This window comes from Pseudoalteromonas sp. L23, assembly GCF_021728455.1.
Classification (GTDB): domain Bacteria; phylum Pseudomonadota; class Gammaproteobacteria; order Enterobacterales; family Alteromonadaceae; genus Pseudoalteromonas.
This window is the reverse complement of sequence record NZ_JAKKCW010000002.1, coordinates 315,067-328,009: the sequence shown is the minus strand read 5'-3', so window position 1 is coordinate 328,009 and position 12,943 is coordinate 315,067. Positions and strand designations below refer to the sequence as shown.

11 protein-coding genes are annotated in these 12,943 nt (G+C 41.9%); 5 read left to right on the top strand and 6 right to left on the bottom strand.

Annotated features, from left to right (window positions below; translation table 11 throughout):
* The first annotated feature begins 8 nt into the window (after positions 1 to 8).
* The 5 genes from L3V43_RS05265 to L3V43_RS05245 are packed head-to-tail and all read left to right on the top strand — an operon-like array spanning position 9 to position 5,507.
* Positions 9 to 2,243, top strand: a complete 2,235-nt coding sequence (locus L3V43_RS05265; protein WP_102056794.1) for a methyl-accepting chemotaxis protein — start codon at positions 9 to 11, stop codon at positions 2,241 to 2,243.
* 11 nt (positions 2,244 to 2,254) lie between these two features.
* On the top strand, positions 2,255 to 3,055 hold the full coding sequence (locus tag L3V43_RS05260; RefSeq protein ID WP_102056795.1) for a CheR family methyltransferase: 801 nt from the start codon (positions 2,255 to 2,257) through the stop codon (positions 3,053 to 3,055).
* The gene (locus L3V43_RS05255) at positions 3,049 to 3,549 is read left to right on the top strand and encodes a chemotaxis protein CheD (RefSeq protein WP_233525237.1); all 501 of its coding nucleotides are present in this window, start codon (positions 3,049 to 3,051) and stop codon (positions 3,547 to 3,549) included. The genes L3V43_RS05260 and L3V43_RS05255 overlap by 7 nt, the downstream gene beginning before the upstream one ends.
* Positions 3,549 to 4,601, top strand: a complete 1,053-nt coding sequence (locus L3V43_RS05250; protein ID WP_102056797.1) for a chemotaxis response regulator protein-glutamate methylesterase — start codon at positions 3,549 to 3,551, stop codon at positions 4,599 to 4,601. Before L3V43_RS05255 ends, L3V43_RS05250 begins: the two co-directional genes overlap by 1 nt.
* 54 nt (positions 4,602 to 4,655) lie before the next feature.
* Positions 4,656 to 5,507: a lysozyme inhibitor LprI family protein gene (locus L3V43_RS05245; RefSeq protein ID WP_237116100.1), complete on the top strand. Its 852-nt coding sequence runs from the start codon at positions 4,656 to 4,658 to the stop codon at positions 5,505 to 5,507.
* A gap of 34 nt (positions 5,508 to 5,541) precedes the next feature.
* Here L3V43_RS05245 and L3V43_RS05240 read toward each other — a convergent pair whose 3' ends face one another.
* From L3V43_RS05240 to L3V43_RS05215, 6 genes are all read right to left on the bottom strand, one after another.
* Complete coding sequence (locus L3V43_RS05240; RefSeq protein WP_010604750.1) at positions 5,542 to 5,931, bottom strand: hypothetical protein; 390 nt, start codon at positions 5,929 to 5,931, stop codon at positions 5,542 to 5,544.
* 61 nt (positions 5,932 to 5,992) lie between these two features.
* On the bottom strand, positions 5,993 to 8,284 hold the full coding sequence (locus L3V43_RS05235) for a diguanylate cyclase (RefSeq protein WP_102056799.1): 2,292 nt from the start codon (positions 8,282 to 8,284) through the stop codon (positions 5,993 to 5,995).
* Between the two features lie 2 nt (positions 8,285 to 8,286).
* A complete protein-coding gene (locus L3V43_RS05230) occupies positions 8,287 to 9,264 on the bottom strand; it encodes a response regulator (RefSeq protein WP_045989674.1) in 978 nt (325 codons plus the stop codon).
* Positions 9,236 to 10,375 (bottom strand): response regulator, encoded by a 1,140-nt coding sequence (locus L3V43_RS05225; protein WP_010604753.1) that lies wholly within the window; start codon positions 10,373 to 10,375, stop codon positions 9,236 to 9,238. The genes L3V43_RS05230 and L3V43_RS05225 overlap by 29 nt, the downstream gene beginning before the upstream one ends.
* Positions 10,365 to 12,263: an EAL domain-containing protein gene (locus L3V43_RS05220; protein WP_010604754.1), complete on the bottom strand. Its 1,899-nt coding sequence runs from the start codon at positions 12,261 to 12,263 to the stop codon at positions 10,365 to 10,367. Before L3V43_RS05220 ends, L3V43_RS05225 begins: the two co-directional genes overlap by 11 nt.
* Positions 12,264 to 12,265: 2 nt before the next feature.
* A complete protein-coding gene (locus L3V43_RS05215) occupies positions 12,266 to 12,865 on the bottom strand; it encodes a response regulator (protein ID WP_237116099.1) in 600 nt (199 codons plus the stop codon).
* Positions 12,866 to 12,943: the final 78 nt, after the last annotated feature.

Genomic DNA, 12,943 nt, shown 5'->3' with positions numbered 1-12,943 from the left:
GATACATAATGGGAATTTTACCAGCAATCTTTGACAAACAAGTTACTCAACTGTCGAAGGCAGTCGTAAACGCGATTGAACACTCAGATCTTACCCAAGTAAACCCCGCTTTATATGAAGGGGAAGCCAAAACACTCGCGACCAATATATTAAGTTTGCTTAAAAGTAATGCAGAATTAACGGCTATCGAGACCACAGGCACATTTGCTGCTCTCCTAGATGGTGCTGGTCGGATTGTTCATCAAAGCAATCAATTTACCCGGCTTATTGCAAATAACGCACAAAGTGATGGTGGATATATTACTGATATGCTGTCGTTGCACAATAACTTTTCCGAGCTGATAGACAAAGCCACCACTGTTAATATACCTAGTGGATCTTATCAATTAGAAATCATGAAATTAGCAGAGCCCATTTCTAACTGTAGTTTCGTGGCTAAATTAATCAGCCAATCGAGTTTGAGCGCTGGAAGTAATAGCGATTTTTATAAGCAAGCCATGGATTACAGTACCGCTTGTATTATGCTGGCTGATGAAAATTACGATATTGTTTATATAAATCGTGCCATGCGAGACATGTTACTCAGGTTAGAAACTGCGATCCAAAGCACGTTACCTACCTTTTGCGTCGACAAACTGGTGGGAGGAAGTATTGACCAGTTCCACCGAAATCCAAGCCACCAGCGCACTATGTTAGCGAGTTTAACCTCTACGCACGTTGCAAAGCTCGGGTTTGGCGAGCACAGCTTGGAGCTCATGATCACCCCCGTATTTGATGAAAGCAATAAGCGTATTTCTACTACGGTTGAGTGGAAAGACGTAACTGATGAAAAGCGCAAAGAGCGCTTGTTAGAAGAAGAGTTTGGTGTTGCCTTCCAAGCGGTAGCTTGCGGGGAATTTGACAGACGCATTGAAGCCAATGAGTTAGAGGGATCGATAGGCAGAATTGCTGAGGCATATAATAAGTCGATGGAAGTGCTGGAATCGGTACTTGAGGACAATTTTGCCGTGCTCAACGCAGTGAGTGAAGGTAACTTATCATTAAAGCCCAAAGTACAAGCACAAGGGCTTTTAGGTGAGCTGGCGCAACGTACAGCCAATCTCACCGATGTGTTAGATACCTTAGCGACCGATATCGTCGAGTTGGTTTCACAAGCGGTCAAAGGAAACATCCAAAATCGCGCAGACACCTCAAACTATGCCGGCGCATTTAAAACCATGACTGATGGTCTTAACGAGGTATTGGAAGCGACCGAAAAGCCAATTCAAGAAATTGCTAACGTCATGGAGGGGTTAAAAGAAGGTCGCCTTGATGTTGAGATTGCAGGAAGCTATTCAGGTGTCTATGACGAGTTGAAGCAAAGCGTCAATAGTACAATCTCCAGTTTAAGTCGCATTATTTGTGATGTTCGTTCTAACTCAGAGTCGTTAGCGCAGGCATCTACCGAAGTCTCTTCTACAGCACAGTCATTGGCACAGAGTGCAAGCGAACAAGCCTCGTCAGTTGAAGAGACATCAGCCTCTGTAGAACAAATGACGGCATCCATTGCCCAAAATGCAGAAAACTCCAAAATCACTGACGGTATGGCATCAAAAGCGGCAGGTGAAGCACAAGAGGGCGGTAGCGCCGTGGAAGAGACCGTATCGGCCATGAAACAAATTGCGTCTAAGATAGGTATTGTCGATGACATTGCTTATCAAACGAATCTGTTGGCACTCAACGCTGCCATAGAAGCGGCTCGAGCTGGAGAGCATGGTAAAGGGTTTGCTGTGGTGGCTGCAGAAGTCAGAAAGCTTGCTGAGCGTTCTCAATTTGCAGCGCAGGAAATATCTCAGTTAGCATCTGGCTCAGTGAGCAAAGCCGAGCGGGCAGGCAGTCTACTTGCTGAAATCGTACCTGCAATTGGTAAAACCTCTGATTTAGTACAAGAGATCTCCGCAGCGTCAGACGAACAAGCGGCAGGTGTTGGCCAAATCAACGACTCGATGAATCAAATCACCCAGCTAACGCAGCAAAATGCGTCATCGTCAGAAGAGCTTGCAGCCACCGCGGAAGAAATGTCCAGTCAAGCAGAGACGCTTACCCAGCTCGTCGCCTATTTTAAAATCGGAGATATTGAAAGCCAAAGCAAAATGCGCGTGTTAGAAGGAGGCAAGCCGCAAACAGAAGCACAACCCGTCGCCGAGCGAAAAGAAGTTAGTGCTGGGCAAGCTCGCTCAAAAGAGCACTTTGAACAGTTCTAAGGAGGTGCCACATGATTGGGGACTTTATTAGCGATCAAGAATTTACCTGTATTGCTGACTTCTTCAAAGCCGAATCAGGAATACATCTTAGGGATCATAAAAAGAACTTAGTCTGTGGACGACTAAATCAAAGACTGAGGATTTTAGGATTAAGTAGCTATGGTGAGTACATTGAGTATCTAAAAATACCCAATAACAAAGGTGAGCGAAATATGTGCATCGACTTGCTGACTACCAATGAAACCTATTTCTTCAGAGAGCGTAAACACTTTGAAAAGCTCGCAGAGCTGTTTACCACTTACTACCAAAAGTCTGCACCAGATATTTGGTGTGCGGCTTGCTCCTCTGGCGAAGAGGCATACACCTTGGCCATGTGCACGCAGGAGCATTATGGTAACGGGAATTGGGTGGTGCGTGCCAGCGATATTTCTGAGCGGATGCTGGATTTAGCGAAAAAGGCAATTTACCCATTACATCGTGCTAAAAACATTCCTGACGAATACCTAAGGAAATACTGTCTAAATGGCGTCGGAGAGAAGACCGGCTATATCATGGTGAATGATGAGCTCTATCATAAAGTTAATTTTTTCAAAAATAATCTACTTGTGCCTTATATCGGTGGTAAAGCTGACATAATATTTCTCCGTAATGCACTGATCTATTTTGAAAAAGATGAAAAGGTAAAAATCCTAGAAAATATTTATAGGGCGATGCCGAAGCAAGGTTTTTTGTTTTTAGGACACTCCGAGAGCTTAAATGGCGTGTATGACAAATTTGAATCAATCGCCCCTGCGGTGTATGCAAAATGTTGATGCCGAGCAGAGACGTTGAATCAATATTTTTGCAGCCGGGTAGTTTGGCGATTGAGTCATTTCGTCCAGCAACGCTCAATACCTTGCTGGGGTCCTGTGTTTCATTTGTTTTAGTGTCTAAGCAGCACCAACTAGTTGTTGTGAGTCATATGCTATTGCCAACCACAGAAAAGCCGAATGACGATGAGCCCGCTAAATATGTCGATAAGACTTTTTCGTTGGTTCGCCAATATTTAGAGCGGTTTAGTATCCCTGAGGATTGTGTGGAGATTAAGCTTTTTGGTGGTGGAGAGATGTTCAAAACGTCTTGTTCAGAGACTGTCGGTATGCGAAACATCGAAATGAGTCATAAGCTGATTGACGATTATGGATTTAGGCTTGTCGCGCGTGATGTTGGCGGCCCTTATTATCGGAGAATTCAAGTGGATCTCAAGGATGGCGCTTGCCGGGTAGACCGTTTTCATGTTGCGTTATCGAGTAGGAGAGCAACCTGATGTCGAATAAAATTTCCGTCTATATTATCGATGACTCTGCTGTGGTAAGGCAAACGGTTACTGCGATGTTGGAGTATTCGCCTGAAATCTGCGTGACTAAGGTGTTTAGCAACCCTGTCTTGGCGCAGCCCAGCGTGTTGGCAGAGCCGCCAGATGTAATTATTCTTGATATAGAAATGCCACAGATGGATGGTATTACCTTTTTACGCTGGCTCATGGCCAATAAACCTATCCCCGTGATCATTTGTTCATCGCTAACAACCACAGGAGCTCAATTGTCGGTAGAGGCACTCTCTCTTGGCGCATTTGAAATCTTAACTAAACCAGAGTGTGGCTTAAAATCATTTCTTGAGTCTCAACGCGAGCAATTTATTAAAGTGGTTAAGCAAGCGAGATTCTACAGACCAAAGTCCTCTACGGAAGACATAAGCCGTGCGCCTGCTATCGATGTTGCAATGAGCAATACCAACCTTGCCATTAATACCACTGATAAAGTGGTAGCCATCGGCACTTCGACAGGGGGGACGCAAGCGCTTGAGTACATATTTAGTCAATTAGAACCCGAATTGCCTGGTATTGTGGTGGTACAACATATGCCAGCCAACTTCACTAAAGCCTTTGCTCAAAGGCTAAATGATATTTCAAAATTAAAGATTAAGGAGGCTGAGCATAACGAACGCGTACTGGCTAACCATGTGTACATCGCGCCAGGAAGCCATCACCTTCAGCTTGTTCGTCGTGGTGCATTCTATTACACTCAGCTCAAAGATGGGCCGCCAGTGCAGCGCCATAAGCCTTCGGTCAATGTATTGTTTCAATCTGTTGCGAAGCAAGTTAGAAGTAATGCTATCGGATTTATATTAACCGGAATGGGCGCAGATGGTGCATTTGGTTTGTTAGAAATGAAGAAATCGGGGGCGAAGACTTATGCACAAGATGAAAGCTCCAGCATTGTATTTGGAATGCCAAAAGAGGCCATTAAGCTAAATGCTCACAGTAAAGAAGTGACTCTAGCGGATGTGCCGATGACAATAACTCAATGTTTTTCATAACGTTACTGTTGGGGTGAGCTCAACTCTTGTTTACGCGATTAAAAGGAAATTAGCTTGAAAGCGACTACATTAACCCGTAATTTTTATCATGGATTGGCTGTAGCTATAGCCATCACTCTATTTGGATGTGCGTCACAAAATAGGACAGTTTTAACACCCACCGAGAAATTGAACGTTGAAGCGTTTCACTGTGGCGAGCAGTGGATGACAGAGGTCGATGATCTTTTAATAAGTGGCGATGGTAGCGGGCATGGTCCTGATCTTGGCAGCCAAGAATGGCAATCGGTCATTGAGTTTAAACTTGGTGTAAGAAGTTACTCGGATAAGCCTGACCGTAGCACGCAGGATTGGTGTCGCTATATTGACGAACACTTAAAACAACATACCCTACATACGCCTTCATTCGCTTGTAACGAGGTAAGAGCAGGAAGCATGGAAGCCGTTATTTGTGATAGTGCGGCGTTGTCTCGACTGGATCGCAGGCTAAATTCTGTGTATAAAAAAATTGTAAAAGAGCCGCATTCGAAGCAGCTTAAAGCCGAGCAAAGAGGGTGGATAAAAGGGCGCAATGCGTGTTGGAAATCTAGCGATATCACGCATTGCTTGAAGAAGTCGTATATTCACCGTATTGCCGAGCTTGAGGCTCGTTTTGCATTAGTGACTAGCTCCGGGCATACGACGTATCTCTGTAACGATAAGTTATTATCCGTTTTTTACTACGATACTCAGCCACTAAGCATAGTCGCTGAATTTAATGACAGTGAAAAGCTGATGTTCATCGATAACTCCGCCAGTGATACTCATTACCGCGGTGGCGATTATCACCTTAAAGTACAAAGTAATGTAGCAATATTAACTTGGGGTTATTATCAACAGCCCATCCAGTGCAAAGTTACAGTAGACTAAATTTAGAAGCAGATTAGCGCTTCTAGTTGAAGCGCTAATCACCGGTTGAATGATAGCAAATCTTGTCGAGCATCATGATAATAAACGAGTCGTCTTTTGCTTTTCCTAAGAACTCCATAGCGTTAAATTCAAACGTCCCATCAGATTTGACTTCGTATTGAAGAAGAAAATCAAACTTTTCGCCTTCTTCTTCTACATAACCATCAATATTTATGTAGTTTCTGCCCCAATCGCTTGTGAGATAATCCCAAGTGAGTTCGGTAAAAAAATTATTCATAACTTGGCGAAAAGTGTAGTCGCTACACTCTTTAAACGGTGTGTCCTGCATTCTGTCAATTTCTAACTCAGCAGTATAATCGGCATAAGCTACAGATGAGGTGACTAAAAATCCAAGTGCAGCTAGGTTAAGTGAGAGCTGTTTCATCATTTTCCATTTTTATGTCTGACGCGAAATTAAAGTATATCAAGCAATATGAAATATTTTGTTATTCGAACCAAACTACTTTATTTTTGCCAGTATGTTTAGCCTCATACAAAGCTTTATCAGCATCATTTAAATGTCCTGTAATAGACATTTTTTCCATCTCGGGAAGTACCGCTTTTACACCAATGCTGACCGTGAGATGTATTTTCTCTTTTTCTGACAGTGTAATTTCCAAGTTAGATATGGATTCTCTGATGGTCTCGATCAGTGCGCTAGATGATCCATGTGTGGCATCAAGTAACACAAATGCAAACTCCTCACCTCCCATTCGCGCGGTAAAATCATCACTGCGTAGCGCATCCTTTATGGTGTAAGCAATCAGTTTAATAGCTTTGTCACCAGCATCATGACCGTAGGTATCATTAATAGACTTAAAGTTATCGATATCTACCATACCAATTAAATAGGGGAAGGATATCTCACCAACTTCGGCGGCTTTTTCCATAAAGGCACGTCGGTTGGGCAGGCCTGATAAGGTGTCGGTCATTGCAAGTTCAAGCAGTTTGTTTTCTGCTTCTTGGCGCTCTTTATCGAGTTTAACCGCATAGTATAAACCCGCTAGAGAATCGACCAGTGGTTGTAAGAATTTTGCATCTTCTTCGGTATAGTCAAAAAACTTATTCGCAAGTCCTATCATACCGACCAATTCGCCATTGAGCTTTATCGGCAGCCCTAAAAACTTAGAGATCCTTGGGTGTCCTTTTGGCGTGCCTTTCGACGCAGGGTGCTTGCCTCGTTCATTACTAATGACGGTTTTTCCCGTCAGGATCACTGATCCAAACAGATTATTAAAATCAGTAAAATAGAGATCGTTATCATAATATCTCTGTACCAATTGAGAGCTTAAATCATTCCACTGCATTTCTGAAATGGCATGAATAAAGAGCCTTGGTACACCGGCGGTATGCTCAAGCTCGCCGATCAGCGCAAATTGGCTATCCGCAATGTCGATGAGCTCTTCTAGAATTTCACGGCATGATTTAGACAGATCACCTGTTTTTAAATAGGCTGACTGTGCTTTACTGATAAAAGACAGTAATTGCTTTTGCTTTCGCTCTTGCAACTGTGCTTCCATCCGGTAGGTAATATCCCGGTGAGTACCAGCAAGGCGCAGTGCTCTGCCACTATTATCGCGTTCAACCACTTTGCCATAGGTTTCTATCCACACCCAGTGGCCATCGGCATGTTTCATTCTATAGGACGTGGTGTAGGCATCGGTTAACCCTTGTAGGTGTTTGGCTAGGTCTCTTTCTACGTGACTACGATCGGCTGGATGAATAAGTTGGCGGAAGTAATTAACACTGGTCTCAACGTATTCAAATTCAATTCCAAGCATATCACACCACTTTTTATTAACTTTATTGATATCTGCTGGAATATTCCAATCCCATGTACCTAGCTCCGAGGCTTCTAACAATAGGCGCATCTGTCGGTTCGTCTCATTGAGTTTGTCTTCGGTGTACTTTTGCGCAGTATTTTCGGTAATAAAAGCCTGAATGCTTGTCATTCTGCCGTCGTGGTTAAAATGCGCCACGGTGATCATACGGATCCAAATCTGTTTTGAGTCTAATGCCATCTCTAGCAAAATTTCAGACGCTTCTAAACCATCCAAGTGGTTTTGTAAGTTAAAATGAAATTTCTCAACACTTGGCTCGGTGAGTAAGTCTTCAAAATGCAATTCCCCGGAGCATAAGTGAAAGGCGTCAATACCAATCACGCGCTCAATATTCGGAGAAACCGTACGAATGCGCAGCCCATTATTGTACTTCCACTTAATTAACACGATTGGTGAAAAGCGGATTAACTCTTGATCTTCGAGGTATAACGAATAGTTTTTTTGTAGCTCTAAAATATTGGTGATAAGACCGCTGATCGTCTCGAGTAAATGAACATCTCGCTCGGCATAGTTTTTCGGTTTGGTATCGATTAAACATACGCCACCGATTGGCTTGCCGTCGAGTCTAAAAGGTACACCCAAGTATGAGCGAATGTAGGGCTCGCCAGTCACGAGCGGGTTATTGGCATAATTTTCATCCAAGGCGGTATCTGGAACAAGCAAAGACCTGTTATGTTTGATTAAGCTCTTACAAAAAGCATCTTGCTCCGGTGTCCTATCGGCTAGGATCCCATGTCTGGCGATCAGATGTTGCCATTGCCCTTCGATTACAGTGACTAAAGTTATTGGTACCTCAAAATAATCAGATAGGGAGGTAAGTAGCGTATTGAGGTCGGCGAGCGGAAAGCTTGATTCAACTAAATCTTGTGTTAATTCAACTTTTGCAAAAGTATCCACGCCTACTCTCCGTTATTTAAAAATGCAGCGAGTTGAGTGGTATTACTTTGTATCTCGTGAGGTAGTGCGGTATCGAGTAACTTTTCCAACTGAATTTCTAGCTCTATCTGCTTTCTTGGCAGTAAGGATTGCTCTATGTTATCCAGTACGAATAGATAGTTATGGGTCGGTGATGGTAATATTTTGTAGTTTCTGAAAACTTCTTGCGCCGCAGCTGCCAATTTCGGTGTGGTGAGTTCGCAAGTTGGCAACGCATAGTAAGTGAGAACGGGGTTTATCGAGTAACATAATAGCAGTTCGGTGATAACTTCATAGACGTTAATTTCGTCTGTTACTTCGACTTTTTCTATGGTGATCAGATAGAACTCTTCGTCTTTTGGATTGCTGCGGATCTCACATCTTAAAACACCAAGAGGAGTGTGGTAGATGCCATTACCACTAAAGCATGCCGAGAACTCTGCAAGTATCTGAGATTCTATGTCTTTGCTGAGATTATGCTCGACAACTTGGCCTTCATTATTGATTAATACCCGTGGGCAATCACGCTTTTTTAGTTGTTCCTGTAAAACCGTTTTAAAATAATTATTATTGTATACGTCTATTGCTGCATTAACTTCTTCGAGTAATTTGTCGTTCTCCCATGGTTTACATAAAAACTTATGCGCAACCTTGCTATTAATCATATCAATAAGCATATCGGAGTCGGTATAACCGCTAAGAATTAGGCCAATTGCACCAGGGTTTATTTTTTTGGCTCGTTTTAGAAAATCTCCACCATTCATTAGCGGCATTCTAAAATCAGAGATAATAACTTGAACGGGGTGCGTGTCTATGTACTCAAGAGCTTCAAAAGGATTATCAAAACTGACAACCTCTACCGAAGGCAGCCGTATGACTCGTTTTAACGCCTTAAGTATTGACGTTTCATCGTCTAATATCAGTACTTTGTAACTAACTAAAGTATTTGCTTCTGAGTTCATAGAAAAGCTCCAACCAATCTTGGCTCTTTTGATCAAAAAAGGTGTTGATCACCGTCTGATTGACTTCTTTATTGGTGATAGTGTCTATAAGCAACAATAGCTTAGTGGCATTGCAATCTGAGCTAGCCGTTTCTAGGGCATTAATGAGTGCATACAATTGATCTGTGATGGCTGACTCGTAGCCAATTAACGTGGCTGTATAAAGGGCGATGTGTAATTTCTCGATATAGCAACTCTGTGGGGAATGACATTGACTTTCGGTAATAAGCTGAGCTATTTCTGAGCCGAGCTCACCTAGAAATAATAAGGATTGAAGAAAAACAACACGCTCAGAGTCAATTGATGCGTCATGTAGCTTGTGTACCAATTCCTTAAGTAACTTGACCTTTTTAAAGTTAATATCGCTTAACTGCTCACAGTTCGCGATATCATATCTGGCTGCGACCATATTGTGATAACACACAGAGACAATAATTGCAGACACTAAATCTACACCGAGCGTCTTAATCGCGGTAGAGAGGGAGTATTGCTTCGTCGATAATCCCACATAAGCACTGTTACACAGGTGGAATAATTTAGCTTGAATGAGCACCTCTTGTTCTAGCATCGCTTCAAGCTTATGAAAATCTAAATCAATGTCTTCAATTTTACTTAGCAAGATGGGCAATTCGTTTTCAATGAAAGTTTCATTTAACGCACGCTTTATTGCTTCTCTTAAAGGCAGCTCATTGAGTCGATAAAAAGCGGTGATAACCTCATCGAATTCTTCTCTTCGAAATGGCTTAGCGATGATAAAGGTCGCAGAAATTGAAGATTTGCACAGTACCTTGCCCGTGGTATCGCCCGTTAATAACACGGTGAGGACTTGCGGATAACGGCGTCTAACGATATTGATTAATTCAACACCGTTAATCGATGGCATAAGGTAGTCACTCACAAAGATGTCTATGCTCGCTAACGTATCTAGGGATTCTATGAATTGTTTAGGTGATGAAAAGGTCAGTATCTCAGCGCCTTCCATGCTGATTTTGAAGTGGCGGTGGAGCGACTTCAACATTAACTCATCGTCATCAACGAGCACAATCCGTGGCACTTGGCTTTTAATAGACATAGTGAGTAAACTCCTCAAGCAAAACAGGTTTTCCGATGAGATATCCTTGTACTTCATCGCATTTTAACTGTTCTAGAATTTCAAGCTGTTCCACGGTTTCTATACCTTCAGCGACAACTTTTAATTCAAGGTCGTGAACTAATCGAATAACATTTTGGACAAGATCTCGAGCTGATTTTGAACTGTCGATATTTTCAATCAGGCTTTTGTCAATTTTGATAACATCCACTGGCAATTTTGAAATATAGCCCAGTGAGGAATATCCCGTACCGAAGTCATCGATGGCAATGGAGAATCCGATTTCTTTTAATTGTAGTAATTTAGTTTTAGCTTGCTCGAGATTTTCTAAAACAAAGTTCTCGGTGATTTCTAACTCGAATTGCTCGGGTTTGAGCGAATACCTTTCAATAATCGAATACATGGTTTGTACAAAGCAGGGATCGGAAAGTTGATAAGGTGAAACATTCACTGCAACTTTTTGGATCTCAAGTTCTTCCTTTTGCCATTCGCACAGTGCGATACACGCCTGCTCAAGTACCCAAGTTCCTATTTTGACTATTTGTCCGTCTTTTTCTGCCAACGGAATAAAATAATCTGGTGAGTTAGCGCCAAACTGGGTGTTCTTCCAGCGAATTAACACTTCGCAACTATTGATTGAATGTTCATTTAAATTAAGCTTAGGCTGGAACCTTAGATAAAACTCATCATTATCAACGGCGTTAAATAATGCCTCAGAGACTTTATGCTCGTTTAGCTTTTCTGAAAGCAGTGATTGCGAATAACGCATATAGAAGTCAGTGCGAGACTCACAAACAAATTGGGTATAGATAACTAAGCTGTCTATTGCTTCCGATAGTGGTTGCTCAGGCTCAATCATGGTGTACGAGACAGAGAACTTGATTTGGATATTTTTGCGAATGAAAAATTGTTTAATTGAGTTGATTAACTCATCTAAAAATTTGTGTACCTCAATTTCACTTTGTACTGAATCTAGCCAGAAAATAGCTTGGTCAAAGCTGATTTCAAGCATCGAAAAATGAGTCGCTTCGCTCAGTAGAGCATGATCTATGATTTTTTTAAACGTATCTGAATATATTGGGGTATTAGAAATAATATTCTTAACCAACAAGTCTCGAATTTTCAGGCAGATCATGACAGAGTTATCGGTGCGATTGATATGTTCGAGAAAGCCCAATTTGCTCTGATAAAAGTTAGGATATTTATCCTGCTCGCTGGAGAGGGGTTTAATGATAAGTAGGTAGCTGGATTCTGTTTTTAGCTTGAGCTCAACTTGACATAACACCCCAGAGCTTTTTAATGTTGCAATTCTGCGTTCAGTAAAATCATCAAGGCATTTATCACTTTCAAAATTAAACAGTTGAAAGAAGTTGCCTTTATTGACCTCGTTCAACACTAATTCCGTGTAAGCGTAATTACAGTCAATGACATTACCTATGGTATTAACTTCGACTAAAGGTGCATTATTGTTACGCAATATCTGGGTTTTTAATTCGTTTTTGTGATGGTTTGTGAGTGCCGCTTCTATCGTAGTGTACAGTTCTTCGTTATTCCAAGGCTTGGATAAAAACTTAAAGGTGTTATTCGCGTTGATCAGCGACTTCATATCGTCATAATCAGCTTGCCCACTGAGCACGATGCATTCAATACTGGGATCATGCTTTTTCACTTCTTGGATAAGCTCTTGGCCATTCATGTTGGGCATTCTGAAATCAGTAATAAGCACATGCGGTTTGTGCTCTTGTATTAAACCGAGCGCTTGTCTTGGGTCATCGGTATATACCACTTCATAATGCTGTAAACGCAGAGTGCGCTTAAGCGACTTTAGAATATCAATTTCATCATCAACCAACATGATAGGTGCATTCATAGCTACCCCTGGATTAGCGCATTAATTTTTTCTAACAGAATAGAGTTATCAAACGGTTTAGAAAGGGCATCGTTGGCGCCCATCGCTTTGGCCTTTTCAAGTTCTACATCATTTAACGCAGAGATCACCAAAATCTTAATCGCTTTAAATTCTTCTTTTTCGCGGATAAATGAGATCACTTGAAAGCCATCCATTCCCGGCATGGAAAGATCGAGCGTGATTAAACTTGGTTTAAACTCAGAGATGGCAATGCCTGCCATAAAGCCATCTCCAGCTTCTTGTATCAAATAATCGTTGCCTATCACTCGTCTTATCGCTTTTCTATAATGGGGCTCGTCATCAATGATAAGCACCTTAGCTAAATCCCGTTCTTTATCAGAGTGTAGACCACTTTCTGCGATTTGATAGTCGCTAATAAAGTCTTGCGAAAGGGGGATTTTGTGCTTGTTTAAAAAGGATAAAAAGTCTTCAAGTAAGACACGGTAGTTACCGCGTCCAGGAAGCTTATGACCTTTTAATTCGCCATTGGCAATCCAACGACTTACACTGCGTTGGTGTACGTTACAGTAGCTGGCGATTTCGCTTGGTTTAAGTGTTTGCATAGTCTTATTGCTTTAATTCTCTTACCTATTGGTATAGCACAAGAAAACTAATAAGACAAAAGCGACATTAGAGACAAA

Coding starts and splice junctions, on each gene's coding strand:
- L3V43_RS05250 (WP_102056797.1), top strand. CDS start 3,549: ATGTCGAATAAAATTTCCGTCTATATTATCGATGACTCTGCTGTGGTA.
- L3V43_RS05225 (WP_010604753.1), bottom strand. CDS start 10,375: ATGTCTATTAAAAGCCAAGTGCCACGGATTGTGCTCGTTGATGACGAT.
- L3V43_RS05255 (WP_233525237.1), top strand. CDS start 3,049: ATGTTGATGCCGAGCAGAGACGTTGAATCAATATTTTTGCAGCCGGGT.
- L3V43_RS05220 (WP_010604754.1), bottom strand. CDS start 12,263: ATGAATGCACCTATCATGTTGGTTGATGATGAAATTGATATTCTAAAG.
- L3V43_RS05240 (WP_010604750.1), bottom strand. CDS start 5,931: ATGAAACAGCTCTCACTTAACCTAGCTGCACTTGGATTTTTAGTCACC.
- L3V43_RS05215 (WP_237116099.1), bottom strand. CDS start 12,865: ATGCAAACACTTAAACCAAGCGAAATCGCCAGCTACTGTAACGTACAC.
- L3V43_RS05260 (WP_102056795.1), top strand. CDS start 2,255: ATGATTGGGGACTTTATTAGCGATCAAGAATTTACCTGTATTGCTGAC.
- L3V43_RS05265 (WP_102056794.1), top strand. CDS start 9: ATGGGAATTTTACCAGCAATCTTTGACAAACAAGTTACTCAACTGTCG.
- L3V43_RS05230 (WP_045989674.1), bottom strand. CDS start 9,264: ATGAACTCAGAAGCAAATACTTTAGTTAGTTACAAAGTACTGATATTA.